The following is a 26,940-nucleotide window of genomic DNA, read 5'->3' as shown; positions in this document are numbered from 1 at the left end:
TCCAAGTTTAAAAACTGTAATAACATATAGATGGGGATGAACACAGATTCAAACAACCTCAAAAGCGCCAACTTTGTTTATAAGGATAAACATCGGGTAGATAACCATTATGTACTTGTTGTTGACAACTCTGCCAAAACGTCGCTAAAAACAAGTTACTGTGCTCATTATTAAAATAGTTAAACGCAATCTCGTTGGCACTAAAAAACACCTTAAATTGGCTCGGAAATATATCGTTTTCAGCTATATCAAAATACGAGTGACTACTTAGCTCTTCGAGTGCATTTTGGGTTTGTGGAACCTCTCTAAAGTTGCAATCGGTTAGTGGGCCAATTTCGTCAAAGTCGTAAAACACCACTCGCCCCCATCGCGTTACGCCAAAGTTTTTCATTAGCATGTCGCCTGGAAATATATTAGCACCCGCTAATTCTTTAATTGCTTTACCGTAGTCATGCATAACTCTCTCTAAGGTTTTGTTATCGCATTGGTTAATATATAAATTAAGCGGGGTCATTTTACGCTCAACATAAACGTGCTTTAAAATGAGTGCCTTGCCCGATATAACCATGCTGCTGCCAATTTGGCATTTCATCTGCTCAAGTAGCTCGTCGCTAAAACGGCTTAAATCAAACGCTAAATATCTAAATTCGTGCGTGTCTACCAAACGACCAACCCTATCGGCTTGTTTTACAAAGTTATACTTTTCTTTCACTTGTGCTTTGGTGGCTGTTTTTGGCGCACTAAATTTGTCTTTAATTACTTTATAAACGTAATCTAGCCCTTCAATAGTAAATACCAGCATTACCATGCCTGGCGTCCCTGGCGCTTTGACATACTTAAAGTTGGCTGGACTATTTTTAGTCGTATCAACCTTGTGTCGATAAAACTCAGTTTTGGCGTGCTTTATAAAACCAATGGCGTTAAATAACTCAAAGCGTTGTTTGTGTGGCATTAACACACTTAAGTAATCTACATAACGCGCGGGTTTATCGGTATCAACCATAAAATAGGTGCGTGCAAAACCAAATAATAAACTTAATTGATCGGCGCCCATCATTACAGCATCAAGCTTTAGCCCCTCATCGGTATTTAAAATAGCGATAGCAAAAGGCATATTGTCGCCATTTTTAGCAATGCAGCGCCCAATTAAATAACAGGCTTTGTTTCTAAAAAATAATGAGTTGGCGTATTCAATATACCCATCGTTTAAATTTATAAGTTCGTACACCTGTTTGCATTGCTGCTTAGCGCCTTGCATTAACGTACTTTGTAATGTGGCTACATCGCGTTCTAAATGACTAAATGGCACTCTAAATACTTGATTAGTGATAAGCGTTTTAACGGCGTTATTAAACCCACTGTGTAGCGATACTCTACTTACTAAGCTTTCATAAGAGCGCGGCTCACTACGATACTTTGCTTTTAATACAAACAAATGCACAGTACGAATTTTTTTATCGTCCCAAATTGCGCCAAACGTTGAATTAAAAAAAGTATGCGCGATAGGTTTGTTTTCGTGATTTTGTACCATATCGCCGTAAATATTTTTAGCTAATTGCCACGTTTGCGGGCAAGTAAGCTCAGCATAAGCAATAACTCTCACGGCTTCACTCACGTTTTTTACCTCGCGCTCATACACTTGTAAACGTTCACGCATAGCACTTTGCACACTGTGGTACTGTCGTTGTTCAAAACGGCTTTGTGCACCCAGTGTAATATTTAAAAATTGCGAAAACATCGCCTCAAATCCAGCAAAAACAGATCGTGCAAGCTTACTGGCTACAACCTGTTGTAGCGCATTATTAGATTGATTTGTTGGCCTATTTTGCATAAATACAGCACTTATATTGATGCCAGTTATGGCGGTTATTTTTTATTAATTGTTTACACCTTAGCAAGCAGGCTTTAATTTAGATAATTAATAAAGCATATAATTTAAATTGATCATATGAATATAAGAAACGTCGACCTCAACTTGTTAGTTTACTTAAATGTACTCATTGATGAAAAAAGTGTTTCAAAAGCTGCGAATAAACTCGCGCTTACGCAACCTGCTATGAGTAACGCATTAAAACGTTTGCGCGATTTATTTGACGATCCGCTTCTGGTGCGTGCCGCAGGCTCTATGACGCCAACGGCAAAGGCACTTGCATTAAAGCCTGAAGTTGAGGCCCTTTTAAAAATGGCTGAAGCTATTACGCAACCTAGTGAGCAGTTTAACCCTACAACGGCTGAAGTTACGTTTAGAATAATGGCAAACGACTACATAGAGTCGACCTTAATAGCCCCTTTTATAACCGCGCAGCTTAGTAAAAACCCCGGTATTAATTTTGATGTATTAAGCCCAAGCGACGTAAACCTACAAGACATGGAAAAAGGCACTATAGATTTGGCCATAAACCGCTTTAATGGCTTGCCACGCTCGTTTCATCAAGCCAGTGTATGGCGCGATAACTACTGTTGTTTAACCCATCCTAAAAATACATTTTTACAACAATCAGGGTTAGACGACTACTTACAAAAAGAACATATTTGGGTGAACCGTGCCGGCTGGGGGCCTGAAGCCGCTGTTACTAATAAATCAGGAAAGCAAAAATTAGGCTGGGTAGACGAAGCGCTCTGGCAACTAGAACAAACCCGCAAAATACGAGTTTTTACTCGCCACTACATGGTTGCAAGCTTGCTTTGCCAATCAGAGCAACTTATTGCCACCCTACCGCGCAGGCAGGCTAAATTGTTAACCTCTCATACTGATTTAGTAATCAGCCCTGTGCCATTTCAAATAGTCCCTATTGAGGTAAAAATGATATGGAGCCCGCTACTACACCACGCGCCTGCACACCAATGGTTAAGACGTGAGTTATTAGCGTTTGCTAAAACGATTGCAGACAGATAATTGAAAGCAAACCTTTGATTAGTACTCATGAGCCTAATGCGAGTGCCTGTGCTATGTACTGAATCATCTGATTTTGAGCTAATAGCTTGGTTAGCATTTTAAATACATTAAGTTAAAAACTACCTAATGAAGAGCTAAAACTCCAATACAATGTTCGTTAAAGAATTGAATCAAAATAGGTACTACGTTATTCTTAATTAGTAACATAAGGTCTATAACTTTAGATACTCGTTATCAAGAAACAACATATTAAAAAATGGAATTTTATGTACCAATACCTATATTTGAAGTGTTCACTTATAATGAGCAAGGTCACCAAAATTAGCTTTGTTCCTTTCTCTAAAGTTGAAACTGATAATTTAAAAACCCTCTTATTTACTGCACGACTTTTTGTTTATATAGCTTTTGCGTACTTTTTAAATGGGTTAGGTACTTTTTTATATGATGTTCATGAAGTTGTTAATTTATACAACTTTGAACAAACTTGGAGCGTAATATTTACAAATATTCATGAGACTCTACTATTAAAAAAATTATTATGGGAGATGTTATTTAGCGCTGCTATATCAGCGACTGCAGGTATATTGGCTGTAATAGTTTCATTCGAGTTTAAATATGATAGTAAAAGTGACTAACCTCAAGTCTTTGCCAAATTAAAATAGACTTAATCGAATTATAAAAATACCATTAAATAACAACAACTTAAAAATCTTGTTGTGTAAGTGTTATTTAAGAGCCTTTTAAGGAAGATTCTTATAAATACTGATTACTCTGCTTATTCACTTAGTGAATTAAACGAAGCACTTGAAAGTATCGATGCGCATAAATATCCAGAGAACTACAAACGCCTTAAAGATGAATGAGCTAAACCAAGTCGTACTGAGCCAAAAGCTGCGCTACAAATAGTAATAGCTAAAAAGAACACTAAGAAAACAAGTAAAGCGCTCCTGTGTATTGTTTTAGGTTTGTTTATTCTTTTGCGCAGCTATTTTAATTACGAAAGTGGTGTCATTTATAAGAGATACAATGAGCCGGCAATGGCATCTCTAGAAAATAACCCGAAAAAGTTTTATTTATTTCTTTTTTTCACAATTAGTGCCGGAGGTTTTATTACGGCATATGGTATTCATACTCTATTTTCTAAAAAAAGAAGACAATGATAAACAAACTTAATAATAAGAATAGCAATACTGCAAATAAAATTTTTGCTGTCTTTCAAAAATCCTATGCTATTGAGGCTAAACTGATCGGCGCGCATAACTTCCCTCCTTTAGCGCGTAATATTAAAGGTATAAAAAAGTCAGTAACAACTTTTTATGGCTACAGCGAAAATGAATGTTTAGCAGCCGTTATTGAAGTAGATACAAACAACGAGTGTTTAGATATTTGTAGTTTAACCGTTGATCCTAGTCATTTTAAAAAAGGTATCGCAAGTAAGCTAATAAGTTATGTTTTAACTATAGATGATTTTTCTCATGCAATAGTGGAGACTGCGGTTGCTAATACTCCTGCAATAAATTTATATAAAAAGCATGGCTTCGTGGAATTTAAAAGGTGGGCTCCTTCACATGGTATTGAAAAACTGGCTATGTCGGTCGTAATTTAAATCAGTATTTCAAAATAGGTAATTTATAAATGGACAGTGCATCAATAATTTCGTGGAGTGTTTTGTTTGGCGGCATTGGTATTGGCTACCTTACTTACGGGCGAAGAAAAAAAGCCGTAGTACCACTTTGTATTGGTTTGTCATTATTGGTTTTTCCGTATTTTATGAGCAGTGTAAGCATGCTGTTGATTGTAGGCGCTATTTTAGTGGCTATTCCCTACTTTATTAAAATTTAACATTACTACTGTTATTGTTCTTGTTACGGCTAAATAAAATACACGCGAAAATAAAAAAGCGCCGTGGTATTCAACTTTGGGAAAATACCATGGCGCTTTTGGAAATCGTCGATATAGGAATCTACCTACAGAGTATAGTTAGCAAGCTTAGTACCAACTTCATAAAACAATTAAAATCCAAAAAATACAATTAACTAAGATTCCTTCTTTATTCCCCAATTACCCACTTGTTCCAGTTTTGTGCACGTTTTCCCCACTCTGCACCAAATTAATTAGTATTCTTTAAATAAGTTCTCTATTTTTTATTAAGTTTTAAAGCTTACTATTGATGAAATCAATATCAGTTATTGAAAACAACAATTTTATTAATAATACACTTAGCGCTAGAGTGAAGTTAAGCCAACAAACTAAGAGTAATTATTATGACAACATCAAGCTTCACACAACAAGACGGGTTATTTATTGATGCTAATTTACATCAGTTTATTGAAGAGCAGTTATGCACTAAAGCTAACACCACTGAAACTTACCAAGCATTAGCTACTTTAGTTGATGAGTTTGGTTGCAAATGCCGTAAAACAAAACATCAACCAAATGATGTATTAGAAGTGGATACATTGCTAAACGCATACCAACTTAAAAACCACCCACTTTGCCATGTTGATGCACAAACGACAGAAGCCGTTTTAGACGAACATTGCTGCCAAGTTCCTGCTATTATTGTTGTTGCGTTAATGGATACGCTTAGTGGTACGCAGTGCGATGAACCTCAAGCACATGAGATTTACCAACGTGCAGCGCAGTTAACCAACCGCCCTTGCATGCACAGAGTAAAAACTGCCTCAGCAGCTTAATAATGGATGTGTTTAAAAGTGCTCGATAACCTTTTTTGCAAAACCAGTACAAGTTAAGGTTGTCGAGTTATGAATACTTGAGTTATTGCTCTGCTCTTGCGCTAAATCAAAGGTTACTTCACCGCTTTTAAATGTTTGCTCTAACGCATTTTCTATCAGTAATGCGGCCTCCTCCCACCCCATAAATTTAAGCATTAATGCCGCACTCAAAATACTACTACTAGGGTTTGCTTTATTTTGCCCTGCTATACGTTCAAACGTGCCGTGTGTAGGCTCAAAAAATGCGACATCGTTATTTAAATTTGCAGCAGGCATTATGCCAACACCGCCAACTTGTGCGCTGAGCATATCCGCTAAAAAGTCACCATTTTGATTAGTTGTCACTACTACATCAAATTGCTCTGGGTGCATTAAACATTGCTGCAGCATGTTGTCGGCAATAACCTCTTTAATAATTAAAGGCGCTTGGTGTGCTCGCTCTATTTGTAACCAACGTCCATTTTCGTGTGCGGTGGCATTAAATTCGTTTTGTGCAAGTGCATACCCCCAACGCTTAAATGCCCCATCGGTAAATTTAAGTACATTGCCTTTATGCACTAATGTTAATGATTCACTATCGTTTTTAATTGCATACTTAATTGCAAAGCGCACTAGCCGCTCAGAGCCTTCTTTAGATATATTTTTAATACCAATTCCACACTCTTGTGAAAATCTTAGCCGGGTTACGCCCATTTCCTCACATAAAAAGTCGAGCATCTTTTCGCTTTCTACACTGCCTGCTTGCCACTCAATACCTGAGTACACGTCTTCGCTGCTATCACGAAGCACGGTTATGTTTGTTAAAAAAGGATTTTTTAAAGGAGAAGGGAGCGCACTAAAACCTTTTACAATGCGCATATTTACAAACAAATCCATTTCTTGCCTGAGGGCTACATTGAGTGAGCGAAAGCCACCACCCAGCGGCGTTGTTAACGGCCCTTTTATGGCAATTTTACAGGCGCGTACTGCGTTAATTGTTTCTTGTGGAAACCAGTCACCGTCATACAGCTTTGCGGCCTGCTCGCCATTATAAACTTGCATCCAATGAATTTTCCGTGCGTTTTTATAACAATGCTCAATTGCACTATCAACAACGTGCCGCATTACCGGCATAACATCTAAACCCACGCCATCGCCATCAATAAAAGCTATGATAGGTTCTAACGGTATTTGCCAGTCTCCTTGTGCATCAATAGTGATATTTTGGCCGTGCTCAGGAACTTGAATATGTTGATACGTCATGGCTAAAACCTAACTTAAAATAACGATTAATTGATTAAACCATGCTTAGCTAGGAGTGTCTTTATTTGTACTTTTATAGTTACTATCATTTTAAAAAATAAAGAATTAGGCGTGATTATTTATCCATTTAGTTGGTCTTGTATATTAAGCCTGGCGTATCAGTTATTAAATTACAGTGGAGCATTTTAATGAAATTCTTGTTTGTACTGCTACTATCAATCGGCTCTTTTAACGTATTAGCCGTTGAAGTAGTCACACATAACCTTAGCTCGCTCTCAAGTAATGCTCAAAACACAGTGTCCACATGGGTTAATCAAAGTGTTGAAAAAACACAAAATACACTGGGGCCTTTAAAACAAACCACTTTGCCTATTTATTTAAAACCGCAATACTTTGCTTTTGAACCTGTACCTTGGGCTACAGTTAAACGCAATAACCCCGATGGACTAGAACTACATATAGATCGCTATGCCAGTTTAAATGCATTTACTAAAGATTGGACGCTATACCATGAACTCTCGCATTTATATTTGCCGCTACTTCCCTACTCAGGTTTTTGGCTAAGCGAGGGTTTTGCCAGCTATATGCAAAACGTAATAATGCGTGACAGCGGTATAATTACCCAGCCGCAATTTGTACAACGTTTAAATGCAGGATTTGATCGTGCCCGACTGCAAACTACAACTAAAACACAGCCACTTAATAAGCTCTCTGCCGATATGTGGGAACAACGCGCCCAGCAACGTGTTTATTGGACAGGTGCAGCTTTTTTTGCACAGGCCGACCTTGAGCTACAAAAACGAGGTTTATCTGTCGCGGGTATAATAAAACAGTATCAAACATGCTGTAGACCTGCTCGCTCTAGTGCTAAAACCTTTATAAAAGAGTTAGATAAACTATCCGGCAGTAGCATTTTTACAACGCTGTATGCAAAATATAATACCCGCACCGATTTTCCTGATATTAGTAAAAAGCAGCTAAACACGCTTTAATGGCTGCTCTGTTTTATATAGTTACTATATTCAACCAGCCCTTGCGCATCAAAATTGGTTGAGTACTCGTTCATAAAGCCATGCAAAAAATTGGTTTTATAGCATTTAACACTCGCTTTGGTGCTTAAAGCTTTAATAACTTCATCAACATTAAAGTGACTCTCACTTGCTGGAAATATGAATTCACAGGGTACATTTGCATCTAACGCTAAATAATTACGAATTTGCGACGGATAAAAGCCAATTAACTTTTTAAGGTGTGTATTGCCTGTTAATAACTGTGCCCGCCATGCTGCACTTGCCCCTGCACTAAAAGCAATACACGTGGTTGGCACTTTTAAACTCCCAAAGCATTTTTGAAGCTTGCCGGTGTATTTGTCATGGCCACACTGCTGTATAAAATTATTGTAGTTATCTTGTTCACTTTCAATGGCTTGAACCTTGTTATTGTAAGGGTCAACAATTACTAAATTTGAACCAATTGCCTGTGATAACTTCTTTAAAGCAGGGGTTAAACCATAAATATCACTCACTATCAGGTAATTCATACTTATCCTTTGGTAACTAAAAATGGGCTTTGTAAGCAGTTGATAAGATTTATTATAAATATTTTTATAAAAATAGCTTGCACACAATTTATATATAAGTTACCTTCCCTCTCTGGTTTAAAGAAACCGCCGCGGTTAACCATTTACCCTGATCCAGTAAGCCCCGCAAAACGTATATTTGAAAGCTAAGTTATTGTACGGCGAGAACCCCTTGAATAATACCTAGATGATTTTTTATTATCATCGCAAAAGTGTCATAAAGATCGTCAACACTGTAATGAAGCTAAACACAACATCGTTAATTTATTGACTGCAATTTGCTATAAAATATAGCGCAGAATAAATAACAAGAATAAAGTGAGTTTTATTATGTCTTATAAATATAATGGGTCTATGATCCAAATTGCACATCCAGTGCAATCAATTTCAGTCAACAAACATCGTGTAATCTTCAGTGATACACAAGGTTTAAAAAATGCATTGTTTCAAAAAGCGAGTGATGCACGCCAGTTTGTTAAGTGGCTAAAAGCTAACTAAGCAACACATAAATTTAATTGCATTTTTATTATTGCAATTATTGATAAGATATTATGCCAGCCTTGTTGCTGGCATTTTACTTTTTAGCCCTTTATTGGTTACAATCGTTTTACAATAATAATTACTGGCAGCTGTTGTAATGCTCCGTATATTTTTAAGCTTATTACTATTTTTTTGTTTAACCTCAATAAGTAATGCTAGAACTATTAATTGGTTAGCGCACGACTTTGCACCCTATTATATTTTAAATGGTCAGTATCAACACCAAGGCCGCGACGAAAGCATAATATCATTACTTGAAAAACAACTTCCTAACATTACCTTTAATCGCATGCTTATCCCCTCAGGTAAAGTAATTCAAGAGCTGTCTAATACTTCAAATAATGTTTGTGCGTTATCGCTTTATAAAAATGATTACAGAAAAGAGCATATTTATTTCACAGAAGAAAGCTCAACAACAGGCCTCTCGCCTTCAATAGCAATGCATAAAAAGCTAGCCAAAGCGCTAAATATAGCGGAATCAAAAAAAGTATCACTACTAGGTTTAATACAAGATAAAAAACTCACTCTTGGAATTTCTATGAGTCGCTCTTACGGGCAAGAGATAGATACATTAATAAACAGTACACCCAACATTGATTTAGTAATTAGACCCACTCGCGATAGCTTAGCAAGCTTAACGTATATGCTTAATTTAAAAAGAATTGATATTCTATTAGGTTACCCAAGCGAGCATTACTACTTAGCTAAATCGATGCATTTTGATAAAAATCTCACACAACACCCACTTAAAGAAGCGCCAGTTTTAAGTTATGGATATATTGGCTGTACTAAAAATGAACAAGGTGCTGAGGATATAAAAATACTTAACGAACAACTTAAAAAAATTAAACACACTAAGCAATATAACGAATTACTTATGCGCTGGCTGCCAGAGCACTTAAAACCTTTATTTCAACAAAGAATGGTACTAGCAAAAAAGTAACGCTCTTTAATAACTGAGCTTTCATTTGAAGGTTATTTAAAGCACAGCTTCTGAAGGCTATATAGTAGCGTTTTCGCTTAAACTTACATAAATTAAGCTTTGTGAATTAACCTGCAAACACGTTATAAGCCCCTCTTTTATCAGCTCAAGCATAGCTATAAAACTAACTACTACACCGCTTCTGCCTTCACTTAGGGTAAATAGTTCGTTAAATACAACAGCAGAATCGGCGTTAGATAGTTGCTGCAGTATTTGACTCATTCGTTCGCGGGTTGATAGTACTTCAGCTGTTATTTGGTGATGCTCAAACGTTTTTGCTCGTGCCATTACATCGCTAAGTGCAAGCATTAAATCTTTAAGTTCAAGCTCTGGTAAGGATGGGCTATTATCACTTGCGGTTGGCATTGCAGCATGCGCAATAAAAATATCACGGCCAACACGGGGGATCTCATCTAGGTTTTCGGCGGCTGTTTTAAACTGCTCATATTCTTGCAGGCGTTTAATAAGCTCAGCACGGGGATCTTCTTCCTCTTCAAGTTCTTCGTGAACAGGTAATAGTAACCGCGATTTTATTTGTGCAAGCAGCGCCGCCATAACTAAATACTCGCCAGCGAGTTCTAGTTGAAATTCGGTCATCATTTCAACATAGCTTACATACTGTTCAGTGATGCTAAAAATAGAGAGCTCAAGCACATCTAGCTTATGCTTTTTAATTAAATACAGTAATAAATCGAGTGGCCCTTCAAACGTTTCTAAAATGATTTCAAGCGCATCAGGGGGGATGTATAAATCTTCGGGTTTATCAACTACGGCTTTACCGTGCAAAAAAGCCAGTGGCAGCTTTTGCTGCACTGCCTCAAGTTCATTCGATAGACCTGTATTTGCGGGCTTGTCACTCAACAGTGTTTACTCAAACGGGCTAGTATCGCCACAGCCAACACGTAGTATTTTTATATCGTCTTCTGATAAATCAATTACTGTTGTTGCTTGTTCAGCTAAATAGCCACCGTGAATAATTAAATCGACGTGTTTGTCTAAGCGCTCTAAAATTTCATCAGGATCTGACTCTGTAAACTCTTGCCCTGGTAAAATAAGTGAACACGACATAAGTGGCTCACCTAGTTCAGCAAGTAACGCACAGGCAATTGGGTGTTCAATAACACGCATACCTATGGTTTTTTTCTTTTCGTTTAACAAACGCTTTGGTACTTCTTTTGTACCTTTAAAAATAAAGGTATAAGGCCCTGGCGTATTATTTTTAATTAATCTAAACAATTGGTTATCTACTCTTGCGTACGTAGCAAGCTCAGATAAATCTCTGCAAACAAGTGTAAAATTATCGTTTTTTTCAATGCCACGAATGCGCTCTATACGCTCTTTAGCTTGTTTGTTTCCTAAGTTACAGCCTATGGCATAACCAGAATCTGTTGGGTATACAACTACGCCGCCTTTTTTAATAATGTCAACGGCTTGGTTAATAAGTCGTGGCTGCGGGTTATCAGGATGAATATGAAATAATTGACTCATGTTAATGCCCCTTCTTGTCCTTCCCATGCTTGCCAAACACCTTGGCAGTCTTTAGGTAAGTATAAGTTTTTGCCAAGCTCTAAATAGCTTGTCGGAAAATGAAAATCAGACCCTTGCGAGCAGAGTAAATCGTACTCTCGGCTCAGTTCACCTAAAAATTGTCGCTCGCTAGGAGCTTGTTGAGGCTGTGCAACCTCCATTGCATCACCACCAACACTTTTATACTCGGTTAATAATTTACGTAACCATTTATTAGACATTTGATAACGCCCAGGATGTGCCACTACTGCAATACCTCCCGCTGAATGAATTGCTTCAATGGCGGTTTGCATATTGCACCAGTTGCTTGGCACATAGCCGGTTTTACCGCGACCTAAATATTTTTTAAATACACCCGGAAAGTTTTTAGCTACACCACGCTCTATAAGCGCGCGTGCAAAGTGCGCACGAGTAATTTGCGCGTCTTGTGCAAGCTCTTTGGCTTGCTCATAAATGCCATCAAAACCGTTTTTTGTAAGCCTTGCGCCTATTTCTAGTGCTCTGACTTCACGCTTTTGCTGCTGCTGCGTTAACAATGAAGTAAGGTCAAAATTATCAATATCAACATTTAACCCCACTATATGTATTTCGAAGCTTTCCCATTTGGTCGAAATTTCTACCCCGGTAATTAATGATAAAGGCAAATTTTCGGTTTTAATAAATTCTTGAGCTGGCTTAATAGCAGCCACAGTATCGTGATCGGTAATAGCAAACACATCTATATTTTTATCAACGGCGCGGGTAAGTAATTCTTCAACCGTTAACTGCCCGTCTGAATGCGTGGTGTGGCTATGTAAATCGTATTTTATCAAAAGAAAACTGCTTAAAATTAAGGGTTAATGGCGTTTATGTAAGTATAACAAGTTTTTTGACTAAATTGTTTTAAATAAACACTTGACACAAAAGCACTAGATACGTTTTACTGTAGCCACTTTCAGACACATTAAGAATTAATAAAAATGATCAATTCAATTCAAAACACTATTTGGTGGTGGCACTCATAATTATTGGGTGATGAATTGTCGTGTCTAGCAAAAATTCAAAACCCGCATTACGCGGGTTTTTTTATAACTAAATTTTACGTAATTATATTTTTTATTTTGAGGCAAAAAAACATGAATAACGGTCTTACTCTTACACATCGTTGGTGGTGGCGCCTGATATAGCGGGACGGTAATGATCTGTTTGTAATTTAGATATCGTTATTCAAACCCCGCACTGCTAACGCATTGCGGGGTTTAATTTTTTGAGGGAATGAGGTTTGATTTTTAGTCATATAACTACCACACCAGGCGAAGTAACAAGCATTACACAAGTTCGCGACTACATAAGTAGTCCACTTGCACTGTATGCTGCACTTGATAAGCCTAATTCGCTGCTGCTTGAATCAGCTGAGATTGATTCTAAAGACAGTGTAAAAAGTTTAATTTTAGTGGATAGCGCCCTGCGTATTGTATGTAAGGGTAAAACGGTAACTGTTAGCGCACAATCTAATAACGGCAAACAATTATTAAGCTACTTACAAGCAAATGTTAAGAGTTGCGATTCACAATTAAACGACACAACCCTTACACTTAACTACCAAGACACTAGCAGCGATATAGACGAGGCAAGTAAGCTTGTTGCCGATAATGCATTCAGCGCTCTTCGTACCTGTATTAACAGTATTCAAAGCACCACAGAAAATCCATTTTCGGTATTTTTAGGCGGTGTATTTGCCTACGATATGGTGGCAAATTTTGAGCAATTAAGCGATGTACCTGATGGCGAAAACACGTGTCCTGATTACGTATTTTACCTAGCCGAAACCTTAGTTGTTATTGATCATCAAAAACAAACCACTGAGCTTATTGGTAATGTATTTAATGGCCCAGAAGTTCACGCAAATTGCTTTGAAGTAGGTAAAGAACTTGAACGGTTAAATACCCTTTGCGACAACGCGGCAGAATTTAGCGCAGACTTGCAAACTGGCGAATGCGAAGTAAACGTAGATATAAGCGATGAAACTTACTGCGAGCAAGTGGTTAAACTTAAAAAGAATATTGTCGATGGTGACATTTTTCAAGTAGTGCCTTCACGTACTTTTTCATTGCCCTGCCCTGATTCACTGCATGCTTACAGCCAGCTTAAAAAGCAAAATCCAAGCCCATACATGTTTTACATGCGCGATGAAGAGTTTGCTTTATTTGGCGCCTCTCCGGAGTCGGCGCTTAAGTACGATGTAAGTAATCAACAAGTTGAAGTGTATCCAATAGCAGGTACCCGAGCGCGTGGTAAATTTGCAAATGGACAAATAAACCCAGACTTAGACAGCCGTATTGAGCTTGAACTAAGAAACGATCAAAAAGAGCGTGCTGAGCATTTAATGCTTGTCGATTTAGCGCGTAACGATGTTGCACGTATTAGTGTTGCAGGTACTCGTTTTGCAAAAGAGCTATTAAAAGTAGACCGTTATTCACAAGTAATGCATTTAGTGTCACGCGTAGTAGGTACTTTAAAACCTGAACTTGACGCACTACATGCATATCAAGCGTGTATGAACATGGGCACGCTGGTAGGCGCTCCTAAAGTACGTGCCGCAGAGCTTGTACGCCAAACCGAAGGCAAACGCCGTGGCAGCTACGGTGGCGCAGTAGGCTATTTAACAGGCGATGGTGCAATGGATAGCTGCATTGTTATTCGCTCAGCGTTTGTAAAGAACAATACAGCCTATGTGCAAGCTGGCGCAGGTGTCGTGTTTGATTCAGATCCGCAATCAGAAGCAAACGAAACCCGCGCAAAAGCTCAAGCGGTCATTACCGCCATAAAATCTACTTATAAGGCGGTATAAAATGAGTAATGCAAATCCACTTAAAATATACTTTTTAGATAATTTTGATTCGTTTAGCTACAACCTTGTTGATGAGCTAACCATGTTAGGGTGTGAGCTTGTTGTATACAGAAACAACATAAGCGCTGACGTTATTTTTAACAAAATGCGCCAAGAGCCTGGCCAAGTATTATTAGTTCTATCACCAGGGCCTGGTACACCAACCGACGCCGGCTGCTTAATGGAGCTAATTGAACTTGCTAAAGGTCAATTTCCTATGCTTGGTATTTGTTTAGGCCAGCAAGCTTTAACACAAAGTTATGGCGGAGTAATCGGTCACGCTGGCGAAACCGTACATGGTAAGTCATCAATCATTGATTTAAACGCACACCCTGTATTTGATGGCATGGGAAGTACAATGCCTGTTGCGCGTTATCATTCGCTAATGGCAACTGAAGTACCTAAAAATATTGAAGTAATAGCACAATTTGAAGACATACCTATGGCTATTTACCATCATGAAGACAGTGCATTGGGCTATCAGTTTCATCCTGAATCAATACTTACGCCAAATGGTGCGATGCTACTTCAGCAAAGTGTCGCGTATTTAACACGCGCAAAATAATAGAGGACATTATGAGTACACAACGACAAGAGCCCATAAATGTTCAATATGCTATTGAGCAGCTTATTAAAAAACAATCACTAAGCTATGAGCAGTCAAAAGCGTTATTTGATGAAATAATGCAAGGCAACATGAGCGAAATAGAGCTAACAGCTTTACTTATTAGCCTTAAAATAAAAGGCGAAGTGAGCGATGAGATTGCTGGCGCTGCCGCATCAATGCGTGAAAACGCGGTTGTTTTTAATACAACCAGCTCACAACTTGCTGATAGCTGTGGTACCGGTGGCGATGGCTCAAATACAATTAATATAAGCACTACCGCTGCAATCGTAGCAGCGGCCGCGGGTATCAATATGGTAAAGCATGGTAATCGCAGTGTATCGAGTAATTCAGGCTCAGCCGATTTACTCAAAGCACTGGGTATTAATATTGATATGAGCCCAGAACAAGCTGCAAAATGTCTTGAGCAAACACACTTTACCTTTTTATTTGCACCGCATTATCACAGCGGCGTACGTCATGCTATGGGCGTACGTACAGCACTTAAAACACGTACAATTTTTAATATTTTAGGCCCCCTTGCTAACCCTGCGGCGCCTGATGTGCAATTACTAGGTGTATACGATGAGTCGTTGTGTATGCCTATGGCTCAAACACTTAAAACACTAGGCACAAAGCGCGCAATGATCGTGCATGGCTCAGGTACCGACGAAATCGCCCTGCACGGCCCAACCAATGTAGTTGAGCTCAATGATAGCGAAATAACGCAGTACACATTGAACCCAAGCGACTTTGACCTTGCAAACTATTCACTTGAACAACTAGCCGGTGAAGGCCCACAATACAACGCAAATGCAAGCCTCGCTATATTGCAGGGTAAAGGCACAGACGCTCACAACGCTGCCATTGTGGTTAACGTAGCTGCCCTTTTATACCTAACAGGTAAAGCAGAAACGTTAAAAGAAGGGGCACAACAAGTACAAACACTACTCAGTTCAGGCAAGGCCATGGACACATTAAATGCAATTATTGAGGTAAGTCATGGCTAATGTATTAGACAAAATTGTTGCTGATAAAAAATTAGAGCTTATTGAACGCAAAGCAGCCCGCCCGCTTGAAAGCTTTAAGCATCTAGCAGAGCCTACTAGTCGCAGCTTTTATAAAGCGCTGGCAGCACCAGGTACACAATTTATTTTAGAGTGCAAAAAAGCATCTCCATCAAAAGGGTTAATACGCGAGCCGTTTGATTTAAGCGAGATCACCTCTGTTTATAAAAAATACGCTACCTGTATGAGCGTACTTACAGACGCTAAATACTTTCAAGGTAGCTTTGATTATTTAGAATTTGTACGTAGCCAAGTAGAGCAACCACTTATTTGTAAAGACTTTTTTATTGATGAGTACCAAGTGTATATGGCGCGAATTTATGGCGGTGATGCTATTTTGTTAATGCTCTCAGTACTTGATGATGAGCAATATAAAGCCCTACACGCAGTAGCGGACTCGCTTAATATGTCGGTATTAACCGAAGTAAGTAACGAAGAAGAAGTACACCGCGCCCTTGCGCTCGATGCACAAATTATAGGTATTAATAACCGTGACCTACGTGATTTAAGCACTGACTTAGCCACCACCGAAAAACTGCGTAAACTCATTCCTGCAGATAAAGTGGTTATTTCAGAGTCTGGTATTTATACCCATCAAGATGTTAAACGCCTAGCACCGCTATGCGATGGTTTTTTAATTGGCAGCTCCCTAATGGCCGAGCGCGATTTAGAGCAAGCCTGTAAAAAAGTGATACTTGGTGATAACAAAGTTTGTGGTTTAACACGCAGCCAAGACGCACAAGCGGCTTATAACAGTGGTGCTGTGTATGGTGGTTTAATTTTTCACCCTAAATCACCACGCTATGTAGATTTAGATTGTGCTCTTGAGCTTACCCAGAGCGCTCCGCTAAACTTTGTAGGTGTATTTGTAAATGCTCTCATTGAGCAAGTAGCTCAATACGCAAGTGTGTTAAAATTAGCGGCAGTTCAATTACATGGACACGAAAGTGACGATTATATTGCCACTTTGCGTACACAACTACCTAACGGATGTGAAATTTGGAAAGCTCAAGCAATTAAAGATGCATTACCAACACCTGTAAATGGCGTAGAACGCCACCTTTACGATACCCACAGCGATACACAAGCTGGTGGTACAGGTAAAGCATTCGATTGGTCGGTGCTTCGCGATGCAACCACACCGTTTATGCTAGCGGGTGGCTTAAATCCAGAAAATATTAAAGACGCGCTTTTTCAAGGTGCCCTTGGCCTTGACCTAAACTCAGGCGTTGAAGAATCTGCGGGTAAAAAGTGCCCTAACAAATTACAAAATGCTTTTACAAGCATCAGAAATTATTGAGGTTAAAATGCAAAATCCAGCTTATTTTGGCGAGTTTGGCGGTATGTTTGTACCCGAGCTACTTGTCCCTGCGCTTAAGCAGTTAGAAAACGAATTTAACAAAGCACAAAAAGATCCTGAGTTTCAGGAAGAATTTACTAAGTTACTAAACGAGTATGCAGGGCGCCCTACGCCGCTTACTTTAACGCGTAATTTAATTAAAAATCCTAAAGTTAAACTTTACCTAAAACGCGAAGATTTATTACACGGTGGCGCACACAAAACTAACCAAGTACTTGGTCAAGCGTTGCTAACTAAACGTATGGGTAAAAAAGAAGTGATTGCAGAAACCGGCGCAGGCCAACACGGCGTTGCAACGGCTCTTGCGTGTGCATTACTTGGCTTAAAATGCCGAATTTATATGGGCGCTAAAGATGTTGAGCGCCAACAGCCAAACGTATTTAGAATGAAATTAATGGGCGCAGAGGTTATTCCTGTAACAGCGGGCTCTGGTACATTAAAAGATGCGGTAAACGAAGCACTACGTGACTGGTCTGCAAATTATCAAGAGGCGCATTACTTACTTGGTACCGCTGCGGGTCCTCACCCATTCCCAACAATTGTACGAGAGTATCAAAAAATTATTGGTGAAGAAGCTAAACAGCAAATACTAAAAGCTGAAGGTCGCTTACCAGACGCGGTACTTGCGTGTGTTGGCGGTGGCTCTAACGCTATTGGTATGTTTACAGACTTTATTGACGAGCCAAGTGTAAAACTTATCGGTGTTGAGCCTGCTGGTAAAGGGTTAGATACCCACGAGCACGGCGCTACCATTTGTAAAGGCACCAAAGGTATATTACACGGTACGTATACTTACATTATGCAAAACGACGATGGCCAAATAGAAGAGTCATACTCGGTATCTGCCGGTCTTGATTACCCAGCAGTTGGCCCACAGCACGCGTTTTTACACGAAACAGGTCGTGCTCAATATGTTGGTATTACCGATACAGAAGCACTTGATGCATTCCAAGCGCTGGCTAAAAACGAAGGTATTATTCCAGCACTTGAATCAAGCCATGCCCTTGCTTATGCACTTAAATACGCAGAAGAGCAGACAGAAGAAAGCATTTTAGTGGTTAACTTAAGTGGCCGTGGCGACAAAGACTTAACGCACGTGCACACTGTTTTATCACAAGGAGGTCAACTATGAGCCAGTTAAATACAGATCGTTACGGTAAAACATTTGCTGCACTTAATGAGCAAAAACAAGGTGCATTTGTACCCTTTGTTACTATTGGTGACCCTGGTAAAGAGCAAAGTATTGCCATTATTAAAAGCCTAATTGACGGTGGCGCTGATGCACTAGAGCTTGGTATTCCGTTTTCAGATCCGATTGCCGACGGTCCAGTCATTCAAGCAGCTAATATTCGCGCGCTTGATGTAAATATTAACACCCAAGATTGCTTTGATATTATTAAAGAAATACGCGATTACAATGCAGATATTCCAATTGGTTTATTACTGTACTCTAATCTTGTGTTTAAGCGCGGCCTAGAGGCATTTTACAAAGACGCGAAAGCAGCCGGTGTAGATTCAATTTTAGTTGCTGATGTGCCATTGCATGAGTCTCAAATGTTTAGAAAAGCAGCTATGGCAAACGGTGTAGATCCAATTTTTATTGCTACACCCAATGCCGATGACGATACACTGCGCCAGTGCGCGTCTTACGGGCGTGGTTACACGTATTTACTGTCGCGTGCTGGTGTTACCGGTACCGATACTAAAGCGCAAATGCCAGCGGGCAACATTATAACTAAATTAAAAGAATACCATGCAGCCCCTGCTTTATTGGGCTTTGGTATTTCAACACCCGATGATGTAAAAGCAGCGCTAAATGCAGGCGCAGCCGGTGCAATTTCAGGCTCTGCTGTAGTTAAAATTATTGAGGCTAATCTTAATGATTTAGATGCAATGACTACGCAATTAAAAGCGTTTGTAAGCGAAATGAAAGCAGCAACTGTGTTATAAAATGTAAATTTACGTATTAAAAAAGGGCATTTAATGAAATGCCCTTTTTTATTTTAAAATAGTACTGAGAAAGCTTAGTGAGCTTGGTGCTTACCTTCGAGAATTTCTTCAATAAATTTAGCGTTAAACGCCTCTAAATCTGCGGGGCTTCTACTTGTTACTAAGCCTTGATCAACACTTACCTCTTCATCTACCCAATTTGCGCCAGCGTTAATTAAATCGCTTTTAATACTTGGGAATGAAGTGACTGTGCGGTCGCGTAACTTATTTATCTCGGCAAGTAACCAAGGCGCGTGGCAAATAGCCGCTACGGGTTTATTTTTTTCTGCGCCAAAAAAGCCATCTATAAAGGCTTTTGCATGTTTATCTTGACGAAGAGAATCTGGGTTAAATAAACCTCCTGGTAGCATCAACGCATCGTAATCGCTGGCACTTGTATCAGTTACAAGCTTATCAACGCTTACTTTTTCGCCCCATTTGTCTTCGTCCCAACCGGTGATCTGACCTTCTTTAATAGATACTATTTCAATATCGGCACCTGCGTTTAATAAAGCATCTCGTGGAGATAACAGTTCACTTTGTTCAAAGCCATCTGTAGCTAAAATTGCAATTTTTTTGCCTTGTAAACGTGTGCTGGTTTGTAATGTAGTCATTTAGATCTCCTTATAACATTTAATAAATGTGTTCGAATCACCTTATTAAAAGCATAAGAAATGCCAAGTTTAAGCCACTGAAAATTATAAAGATTAATAAATAACATGACTAAAGCCATGTAAATCATTTAGAGATTATGAATAATCTACATAGGCCAGATACAACACCGCTTTGCTAATCGATAATTAAAATACTGAAGCTTCGCTTTTCGCGTAAGCAAGTCCAGCGCCTACAACTTATGCTTGGCATTATGCTTATTCTCGTAGACACACAACTTGTTGGCGTGATGGGCAAAGCCCATAATTTTATATTTACTAGCTCCGAAAAGAACTGAGTAAACCTATTTAAAGTAAATCTTTTAACGCTTTAGCAGGTTTGAATACAGCTTTATTAGCACCTTCTATTTCAATAGCTTCGCCTGTCTTCGGGTTACGCCCTGTACGCGCTGGATAGTAACTCAATGCAAACGTACCAAAACCATTAATTTGCACTTGGTCGCCTTCAGAAAGTGATTTAGTTATTACTTTTTGCAAGCTTGCAAGTGCAGCTTGGGTATCTTTTTTTGTAAGCTCACTGCTTTTAGCTATTTGGGCAACAAGTTGGGTTTTGTTCATTTTATGCTCCTAAATGCACGCTTTCTCAGGGTTGGTTAAGCGTAAGAATATGATGATGAATTAATAAAGCCACGCAGGCTAAGGCTTACAGGGCAACAAGTCAACCTTGTAGTTGCTTGGTGTTATGTGGTAAAAACTTCCCTGACTTCTTTTTGTATAATTTAGGTAGTATATGCACGCATTAATTGAATACATTCCGCTCATATTATTCTTTGCGGTATTTAAACTGGTTGATATTTACTGGGCAACGGGCCTTTTAATGGCAACCACACTTATCCAAGTTGCCTATAGCTACTTTAAACACGGTAAAGTGCCTACCCGCCAGTGGATATTTTTTGGTATTGCCGCTGTATTTGGTACGCTCACTTTAGTTTTTCATGATGAGCAGTACATAAAATGGAAAGCCACAATAATTTACGCCGGTTTAAGTTTAACCTTACTTGTGAGCCGTTATGTACTTAATAAAAATCTGGTTAAAAAAGCATTAAGCTCAATACTCGAAAACACGAACGATTCAAAACAAGAAATTACCGTGCCAGAGCCTCTATGGAACAAACTTAATTTAATGTGGGTTGCAATAACAGCCGGTATTGCGGTGCTCAATATTTACATTGCTTATAACTTTTCACTCGATTTTTGGGTTAACTTTAAAGTGTTTGGCTTGATGGGCATTACGTTTGTGAGTATTTTTGCCACTATTATTGCTTTATACAAATACCTACCAGACGAAGAAGAACCTGCTAAGTAAGTTTCTATCGTCATAAAAATGTCGTCTTTGCTTGTTAGTTTGTAAAAAAACGCAATCAGAGACGCCCTTGAACGCCAATCAATACCGCTGGTTTGAATTTACCCTCGTTTTTATAACATTGCCTTTAGTAGGCTTTGCGTTACGCCATTATTTAGCTAACTGGCTTATTCCAGCGTTAATAATTTTAATGAGTGTTTGCTGTATGTTGCCGCTTAGCGATCCGCATTTTAAACGCTTTAGACTCACAAGCCTTGGGCAGTTCTCTGCTGTTAAAAGGCGAATATTTAGCTTCTTTTTTTTAGGCGCCCTGTTCTCGGGTATGTTTTACGGGATTATCCACCAAGGAAACTGGTTTACCCTGCCCCTAAACTCTTTTAACGACTGGCTACTTTTAATTGTGTTGTATCCGCTGCTTTCAGTATTACCGCAAGAACTAATATTTAGAACCTACTTTTTCCATCGCTATAAACGCATTATGCCAAAAAAAGGTGTTCGTATAATTGTTAGTGCCACTGTATTTGCGCTTGCGCATATGGTGTATGCAAATTGGATTGCGGTAGGATTAGCATTTTTAGGCGGGTTACTCTTTTCGTATACCTATGCACAAAGCCGCTCAACGTTTGTGTGTGTCCTTGAACATAGCTTGTGGGGTATTTGGATGTTTACCCTTGGAATTGGCAGCTACTTAAACTCTGGTGCACTTAATTAAACAAAAAAGCCGCGTTAAATAACGCGGCTAATCGTGTTTAAAAAGCAGTTTAGATTAAAAGCCAAATAACTTAAAATCAAAAAACTTTGTGGCTACGGTATTAATAAATATTAATAGTAAAATAACCGGTATAAACGTTGAGAGTGAAAAGTTAACGTATTTCTCTGTAAAACTACCTGCATATTTCGGCGAGCCTTGGCTTAGCTCTTGCGTTAAACGCACCTTTTTCCAGCGATACATTACAAACAGACAAACCATTAAGCCATTAAACGGTAAAATAGTGTCGTAAAATACGTCATACACAATATCAAAGAAGCTTTTATTGCCACTGCCATAACTAGTAAGCGACGTTAAACTATCTACCATACCAAACGACATAGTACATAAAACGGTTAGCACACCTGTTGCTAGTGTTAAAATACCTAGTGCTTTTTTACGGCTAATACCTTTGCGGTCGCTCAGTGTTGCTGTAGGTACTTCTACAATAGAAACCAGCGATGTAATTGCTGCAAAAAACACCAGTAAGAAGAACGAGAACGCAACGGCTGATGCACCAAAGTAGCCAATATCATTCTGCAGTGCTAATAATATTTTTGGTAAATATACAAAAATCATTGAAACAGATGAGTCTGAAAGTGCAGCTGGGTCTGTATTTGGGTCAAAACTAAATATAGCAGGTAACACCATTAAGCCTGCAACAAATGCAACTAGCGAGTCTGTTATAGCCACCATTTTAGCACTACCAACTATGTCATCTTTTTTAGATATGTAAGATGCATACGTCATTAAAATACCCATACCTAACGACAATGAGAAAAACGCTTGGCTTAGAGCTCCATTTAACACGCTGGCACTCATTTTAGAAAAGTCAGGAATTATATAATACTTAACACCAGCCATCGCGTTATCAAGCGTTAATACGTAGGCAACAAGCGCTAAAAGCATTACAAAAAGCGCAGGCATTAAAAACTTAGCCGCTTTTTCAATACCTTGCTTAACACCCCCAAGTAAAATTAGGTTAACGATAACAACAACAACAGCCATGTAACCAAATACAGTATAACTATTTATAAAACTGCCAAAATGACTTGGATCGGCAAGTGCATCTAAATTGCCCATAGCTGTTTGACTTAAGTAACCAAAAATCCAAACAGTAATTACCATATAAAATACAGCTATCATAAATGGAGTTAACACGGCTAAAAAGCCTGCTATTTTCCATTTTTTATCATTATCAGCCAAAGTTTTGTAAGAGCCTAAAGGATCTTTTTGCGCTTTACGCCCCATTGCCATTTCGGCCATCATCACTGGTAAACAGATAAATGCGACAAACAGAGCGTAGACGAGTAAAAATGCGCCGCCACCATTTTTTGTTGCAGAAACAGGAAAACCAACTAAATTACCTATGCCAACTGCAGACCCTGCAGCTGCTAATATAAATCCGAGGCGGGAACTAAAGTGCTCTCTATTTTCGCTCATGCGTTAACCTTGTTATTATTTATGTTATCCAAGCGACTCTACCAGTGTTACACAGCGCTTTTCAAGCAATTGTAGTTTAAAAATATTTTCTTACTGTAAACCGGTGTAAATACGCTTTTAATTCACCAATTTTCAACGCTGTGATAGTATTCTTTTAACTAAATTTAATAACTTTCATGAGGCACACTATGCTGTATATGATCTACTCAACAGATGTTGAAAATAGTTTAGAGTTGAGAAAAGCAACTCGCCCTGCACACCTAGCACGTTTGAATGAACTAGATTCACAAAACCGTTTATATACTGCGGGCCCTCTTCCAGCAATCGACAGCGAAGATCCCCAAGATGCAGGGTTTACCGGATCACTAGTTATTGCCGAGTTTGATTCATTAGAAGATGCTCGAGAGTGGGCTGCTTCCGATCCATATGTTATGGGTGGCGTTTACGATAATTCAGTTGTAAAACCATTTAAAAAGGTATTACCTGCTTAGATAGCTTGGCGCCCTACACATTGTAATTCAGTGTTTGTTCACGAGATTTTAATTAAAATTAATAGAGTAAAATCTAATTCAGTGTTTTACTTGAATTTTAGTAACTTAGTTAATTAAACTAGGTGGGTTTGGTCTAGGAGTTCCATCATGCGTGTATTATTAAGCCTTAGTTTAATTACTTGTATTAGCTTTTCTAATTTTATTAAAGCAAACCAAACAGATGCGAATACAGTAAATATTGAGGTAAGTAAAAAGAAAGCTGTAGTACTCGCAAAGAAAACTATCGGTGGCAAAACTCTAAAGATTACCGAAAAAGCAAATTTTTATACCGTACGAATACTTAAATCTGACGGCCACGTCGTTGATTTACATATAAATAAAAAAACCGGCGAAGTGAAAAAGGATTAACAAATGCGAATCTTAGTTATAGAAGACGACTTACATTTAGCAGATAACCTACGTAATGCACTAGAAAAAGAACGTTACAGCGTGGATTTATGTCATGACGGTGAAGCTGGTCTGTTCCATATCACTGAATACCCTCTTGACATGGCTGTAGTTGATTTAGGTTTACCTAAAATTGATGGTATTGAGTTAATTAATAAAGCCCGTGCTCAGGGTGTTACAATCCCTATTTTAATCTTAACAGCGCGTGATCGCTGGCAGGATAAAGTAGAAGGTTTGGATGCAGGTGCTGATGACTACCTGACTAAACCATTTCATGTTGAAGAACTTATTGCGCGTTGTAATGCATTAATTCGTCGTAGCGCTGGTAAAGCAAATCCAGAAATGACTGCGGGTCCAATTAAAATTCATACCCGTTCACAACAAGTATGGGTTAATGATAAAGAGCTTAGCCTTACAGCTTACGAATATAAAGTACTTGAATATTTAATGGTGAATCCGCAAAAAGTGATTTCTAAATCAGAACTTACTGAGCATATTTACGACCAAGATTTTGATCTTGATTCAAATGTAATCGAAGTATTCGTATTACGCTTGCGTAAAAAACTAGATCCTGAAGGCACATTAAACCCGGTAGAGACTTTACGAGGTCGTGGTTACAGGCTTAGAAGTCAGTGGTAGCAGCGAAAATATCACTAAAAATAAGACAAGGATTTATTCTTGTCTTTGTTTTATTAGTGGCACTCCCAATCTTATTTTATTCTATTGGTAAAGCATATTATGCTTCATTGGTTGATGCGACGGAGAAAACCCTTGAAGCGCAACTCTATTCGCTTATTTCTGAAGTTGATTTTACAGAGCATGGTATCATTATGCCCAGTACTATTTTAGCACCCGAGTTGAATAGGCTAAACTCCGATACCTATGCCATGATTTACCGCGACAACGATCCTATTTGGTATTCAGAATCAGCTGTAAATGTAAATTTTGTACCCCAAAAAATAGAAGCTAAAGCAGGAGCTGCAGACTTTAGACGTGTTGAATATAACAACACTGCATATTGGCAACTTAGCCTTACTGTTATTTTAAATAACATTGATCAATCTGAACAAGCACGTTTTATTTTAGTTAAACGCAACGATGCTTTATTACGCCTAATGGATGGATTTAAACAAACCCTTGTAGATTGGATGTTTATAATGGGCATTGCAATTGCGGGCCTGATGGCGATTGGTTTTATTTGGAGTGCACGACCGCTGCAGCGCCTCGATAAAGAAATAAAAGCAATTGAATCGGGCGATATCCAAGAAATTAAAGGCCTTTACCCTGTAGAACTGCAAACAATAAAAGCAGACCTAAACTTGCTACTTGAGTCGCAACAGCGCCAAAAAGAACGTTACAGAGCCTCATTAAGCGACCTTGCTCATGCTCTTAAAACACCGCTTGCGGTACTTAAATCAAGTCCATTAGCAAATGATGCTGATGCACAAGAACAACTCGATCGTATAAATGTAATGATTGAGCATCAATTAAAACGTGCCGCAACAGGCGCGTCGGATACTTGGAAAAAGCAAACACCTATTAAACCAGTCGTTGATTCAATTCTAAACGCGATGGCTAAAGTATATCGTAATAAAGATATTATTTTTAACTGCACTGTAGACGAAAAAGATTACTTTCTAGGTGACCAAACAGATTTAATGGAATTGCTTGGCAACTTAATTGATAACGCCTGTAAAGCCTGTCGCTCACAAGTAGAAATACAAGTAGTACAGGGTAAAAACTTATGTATTAGTATTAGTGACGATGGCCCTGGTGTACCGATAGATAAACGCGAATCATTACTTACACGAGGTACTCGTCTAGACACCTACGAAAGCGGGCACGGTGTAGGTATGGCTATTGTATCTGATTTAGTTAAGTCGTACCGCGGGACTCTTATTATTACTAAATCTGATAGTCTAGGTGGCGCACAATTCATTTTAGAGTTTAATTACAATGATAAGAAATAATTACTTTCTAAGCTTAATTATGCTGACTCTCTCAGCTGTCAGCATGCATGCAATGGCGAAACAAGAATGCAAATTACCAGTTAAAGCAAATCCAGATTCTGCAAAATTATATATTCAGTGCCTCGATAGCCAGCTTAACAAAATAAAGCAAATTCAAAATACTTGGATATCAAAACAGCAATACGAGCTATCAAAGATAGAAGAAGAATCTGGTAATACACAAGTATTAGCTTTATTTGAGCGAGCTATAGCTAATCACCACAAGTATATTAGTAGTGCTTGCCAGTGGCGCTATTTATTAAAATTACCAAATGCAACCGATGCGGCTATTAGCTATAAACTTTGCGAAATCGAATTAATTAGTCAATTCACTGACACAATAAAAAAAACTATCTAAGTTAGTAACATGAGTAAGCGCTAAATATTATTAGTTATCCTTTGATTATCTCATTAGATAAAAAATGAGCTACTTACCGG

At 38.6% G+C, this 26,940-nt stretch carries 29 protein-coding genes; 20 read left to right on the top strand and 9 right to left on the bottom strand.

Annotated elements, in window-relative coordinates; translation table 11 throughout:
- Positions 1-58: 58 nt before the first annotated feature.
- Complete coding sequence (aceK, locus tag V6260_RS01035; protein WP_341592112.1) at positions 59-1,831, bottom strand: bifunctional isocitrate dehydrogenase kinase/phosphatase; 1,773 nt, start codon at positions 1,829-1,831, stop codon at positions 59-61.
- Positions 1,832-1,948: 117 nt separating this feature from the next.
- On the opposite strand from aceK, the gene V6260_RS01030 reads away from it, so the two are divergent.
- The 4 genes from V6260_RS01030 (at position 1,949) to V6260_RS01015 (ending at position 5,592) form a co-directional block, all read left to right on the top strand.
- Complete coding sequence (locus V6260_RS01030; protein ID WP_008138369.1) at positions 1,949-2,896, top strand: LysR family transcriptional regulator; 948 nt, start codon at positions 1,949-1,951, stop codon at positions 2,894-2,896.
- Positions 2,897-4,052: 1,156 nt separating this feature from the next.
- A complete protein-coding gene (locus V6260_RS01025; protein WP_341592108.1) occupies positions 4,053-4,502 on the top strand; it encodes a GNAT family N-acetyltransferase in 450 nt (149 codons plus the stop codon).
- Positions 4,503-4,531: 29 nt separating this feature from the next.
- Positions 4,532-4,738 carry a hypothetical protein gene (locus V6260_RS01020; protein WP_341592107.1) on the top strand — a complete coding sequence of 69 codons (207 nt, stop codon included), beginning with the start codon at positions 4,532-4,534 and terminating at the stop codon, positions 4,736-4,738.
- A 422-nt stretch (positions 4,739-5,160) separates the two neighbouring features.
- On the top strand, positions 5,161-5,592 hold the full coding sequence (locus tag V6260_RS01015) for a hypothetical protein (RefSeq protein WP_341592105.1): 432 nt from the start codon (positions 5,161-5,163) through the stop codon (positions 5,590-5,592).
- Positions 5,593-5,604: 12 nt separating this feature from the next.
- Here the strand turns inward: V6260_RS01015 and icd are convergent, their stop codons facing one another.
- Complete coding sequence (icd, locus tag V6260_RS01010; protein WP_341592103.1) at positions 5,605-6,873, bottom strand: NADP-dependent isocitrate dehydrogenase; 1,269 nt, start codon at positions 6,871-6,873, stop codon at positions 5,605-5,607.
- Positions 6,874-7,061: 188 nt separating this feature from the next.
- Here icd and V6260_RS01005 point away from each other — a divergent pair, with 188 nt between their 5' ends.
- Complete coding sequence (locus tag V6260_RS01005) at positions 7,062-7,865, top strand: hypothetical protein (RefSeq protein WP_341592101.1); 804 nt, start codon at positions 7,062-7,064, stop codon at positions 7,863-7,865.
- On the opposite strand, the gene V6260_RS01000 is transcribed toward V6260_RS01005, so the two are convergent.
- Positions 7,862-8,413: a hypothetical protein gene (locus V6260_RS01000; RefSeq protein ID WP_341592099.1), complete on the bottom strand. Its 552-nt coding sequence runs from the start codon at positions 8,411-8,413 to the stop codon at positions 7,862-7,864. The genes V6260_RS01005 and V6260_RS01000 overlap by 4 nt on opposite strands.
- Positions 8,414-8,782: 369 nt before the next feature.
- Between V6260_RS01000 and V6260_RS00995 the strand changes: the two genes are divergently transcribed.
- Both V6260_RS00995 and V6260_RS00990 read left to right on the top strand, forming a co-directional pair.
- Positions 8,783-8,950 carry a hypothetical protein gene (locus V6260_RS00995; RefSeq protein ID WP_002961566.1) on the top strand — a complete coding sequence of 56 codons (168 nt, stop codon included), beginning with the start codon at positions 8,783-8,785 and terminating at the stop codon, positions 8,948-8,950.
- A gap of 139 nt (positions 8,951-9,089) precedes the next feature.
- The gene (locus V6260_RS00990; protein ID WP_341592097.1) at positions 9,090-9,935 is read left to right on the top strand and encodes a transporter substrate-binding domain-containing protein; all 846 of its coding nucleotides are present in this window, start codon (positions 9,090-9,092) and stop codon (positions 9,933-9,935) included.
- 57 nt (positions 9,936-9,992) lie between these two features.
- On the opposite strand, the gene V6260_RS00985 is transcribed toward V6260_RS00990, so the two are convergent.
- From V6260_RS00985 to rnm, 3 genes are read right to left on the bottom strand one after another with little or no spacing between them, the layout of a single operon-like run.
- A complete protein-coding gene (locus tag V6260_RS00985) occupies positions 9,993-10,835 on the bottom strand; it encodes a ScpA family protein (RefSeq protein ID WP_341592096.1) in 843 nt (280 codons plus the stop codon).
- Between the two features lie 6 nt (positions 10,836-10,841).
- Positions 10,842-11,462, bottom strand: a complete 621-nt coding sequence (locus tag V6260_RS00980; RefSeq protein ID WP_058548994.1) for an L-threonylcarbamoyladenylate synthase — start codon at positions 11,460-11,462, stop codon at positions 10,842-10,844.
- The gene (gene rnm / locus V6260_RS00975; protein ID WP_341592094.1) at positions 11,459-12,313 is read right to left on the bottom strand and encodes an RNase RNM; all 855 of its coding nucleotides are present in this window, start codon (positions 12,311-12,313) and stop codon (positions 11,459-11,461) included. Before rnm ends, V6260_RS00980 begins: the two co-directional genes overlap by 4 nt.
- A 449-nt stretch (positions 12,314-12,762) precedes the next feature.
- Here rnm and V6260_RS00970 point away from each other — a divergent pair, with 449 nt between their 5' ends.
- The 6 genes from V6260_RS00970 to trpA are packed head-to-tail and all read left to right on the top strand — an operon-like array spanning position 12,763 to position 19,351.
- Positions 12,763-14,331, top strand: a complete 1,569-nt coding sequence (locus V6260_RS00970; protein WP_341592093.1) for an anthranilate synthase component 1 — start codon at positions 12,763-12,765, stop codon at positions 14,329-14,331.
- 1 nt (position 14,332) lies between these two features.
- A complete protein-coding gene (locus tag V6260_RS00965; RefSeq protein ID WP_211000252.1) occupies positions 14,333-14,935 on the top strand; it encodes an aminodeoxychorismate/anthranilate synthase component II in 603 nt (200 codons plus the stop codon).
- Positions 14,936-14,946: 11 nt separating this feature from the next.
- Positions 14,947-15,984, top strand: a complete 1,038-nt coding sequence (trpD, locus tag V6260_RS00960) for an anthranilate phosphoribosyltransferase (RefSeq protein WP_341592091.1) — start codon at positions 14,947-14,949, stop codon at positions 15,982-15,984.
- Positions 15,977-17,341: a bifunctional indole-3-glycerol-phosphate synthase TrpC/phosphoribosylanthranilate isomerase TrpF gene (gene trpCF / locus V6260_RS00955; protein ID WP_341592090.1), complete on the top strand. Its 1,365-nt coding sequence runs from the start codon at positions 15,977-15,979 to the stop codon at positions 17,339-17,341. The genes trpD and trpCF overlap by 8 nt, the downstream gene beginning before the upstream one ends.
- Before the next feature lie 7 nt (positions 17,342-17,348).
- Positions 17,349-18,533, top strand: coding sequence for a tryptophan synthase subunit beta (trpB, locus tag V6260_RS00950; RefSeq protein WP_211000255.1), 1,185 nt, complete (start codon positions 17,349-17,351; stop codon positions 18,531-18,533).
- Complete coding sequence (gene trpA / locus V6260_RS00945; protein WP_341592087.1) at positions 18,530-19,351, top strand: tryptophan synthase subunit alpha; 822 nt, start codon at positions 18,530-18,532, stop codon at positions 19,349-19,351. The genes trpB and trpA overlap by 4 nt, the downstream gene beginning before the upstream one ends.
- A 74-nt stretch (positions 19,352-19,425) precedes the next feature.
- Here trpA and V6260_RS00940 read toward each other — a convergent pair whose 3' ends face one another.
- Positions 19,426-20,004, bottom strand: coding sequence for a type 1 glutamine amidotransferase domain-containing protein (locus tag V6260_RS00940; protein ID WP_341592086.1), 579 nt, complete (start codon positions 20,002-20,004; stop codon positions 19,426-19,428).
- A gap of 345 nt (positions 20,005-20,349) precedes the next feature.
- Positions 20,350-20,619 (bottom strand): HU family DNA-binding protein, encoded by a 270-nt coding sequence (locus V6260_RS00935; RefSeq protein WP_341592084.1) that lies wholly within the window; start codon positions 20,617-20,619, stop codon positions 20,350-20,352.
- Positions 20,620-20,791: 172 nt separating this feature from the next.
- Between V6260_RS00935 and ispZ the strand changes: the two genes are divergently transcribed.
- Positions 20,792-21,367, top strand: a complete 576-nt coding sequence (ispZ, locus tag V6260_RS00930) for a septation protein IspZ (RefSeq protein WP_341592083.1) — start codon at positions 20,792-20,794, stop codon at positions 21,365-21,367.
- A gap of 67 nt (positions 21,368-21,434) precedes the next feature.
- Complete coding sequence (locus V6260_RS00925; RefSeq protein WP_341592081.1) at positions 21,435-22,076, top strand: CPBP family intramembrane glutamic endopeptidase; 642 nt, start codon at positions 21,435-21,437, stop codon at positions 22,074-22,076.
- Positions 22,077-22,130: 54 nt separating this feature from the next.
- Here V6260_RS00925 and V6260_RS00920 read toward each other — a convergent pair whose 3' ends face one another.
- Positions 22,131-23,555 (bottom strand): sodium-dependent transporter, encoded by a 1,425-nt coding sequence (locus V6260_RS00920; protein ID WP_341592080.1) that lies wholly within the window; start codon positions 23,553-23,555, stop codon positions 22,131-22,133.
- 188 nt (positions 23,556-23,743) lie between these two features.
- On the opposite strand from V6260_RS00920, the gene V6260_RS00915 reads away from it, so the two are divergent.
- From V6260_RS00915 to V6260_RS00895, 5 genes are all read left to right on the top strand, one after another.
- Positions 23,744-24,046 carry a YciI family protein gene (locus V6260_RS00915; protein ID WP_341592078.1) on the top strand — a complete coding sequence of 101 codons (303 nt, stop codon included), beginning with the start codon at positions 23,744-23,746 and terminating at the stop codon, positions 24,044-24,046.
- Positions 24,047-24,193: 147 nt separating this feature from the next.
- A complete protein-coding gene (locus tag V6260_RS00910) occupies positions 24,194-24,454 on the top strand; it encodes a hypothetical protein (RefSeq protein ID WP_341592077.1) in 261 nt (86 codons plus the stop codon).
- Between the two features lie 3 nt (positions 24,455-24,457).
- Positions 24,458-25,132, top strand: a complete 675-nt coding sequence (locus tag V6260_RS00905; RefSeq protein WP_341592075.1) for a response regulator transcription factor — start codon at positions 24,458-24,460, stop codon at positions 25,130-25,132.
- Positions 25,126-26,463 carry an ATP-binding protein gene (locus V6260_RS00900; RefSeq protein ID WP_341592074.1) on the top strand — a complete coding sequence of 446 codons (1,338 nt, stop codon included), beginning with the start codon at positions 25,126-25,128 and terminating at the stop codon, positions 26,461-26,463. Before V6260_RS00905 ends, V6260_RS00900 begins: the two co-directional genes overlap by 7 nt.
- Positions 26,450-26,860, top strand: coding sequence for a hypothetical protein (locus V6260_RS00895; protein WP_341592072.1), 411 nt, complete (start codon positions 26,450-26,452; stop codon positions 26,858-26,860). The genes V6260_RS00900 and V6260_RS00895 overlap by 14 nt, the downstream gene beginning before the upstream one ends.
- Positions 26,861-26,940 lie beyond the last annotated feature (80 nt).

The sequence above is a fragment of the Pseudoalteromonas aliena genome, assembly GCF_038155085.1.
Taxonomy (GTDB): domain Bacteria; phylum Pseudomonadota; class Gammaproteobacteria; order Enterobacterales; family Alteromonadaceae; genus Pseudoalteromonas; species Pseudoalteromonas aliena_A.
Note: the sequence above shows the minus strand (reverse complement) of the source record. Positions and strands in the feature narration are given on the sequence as shown.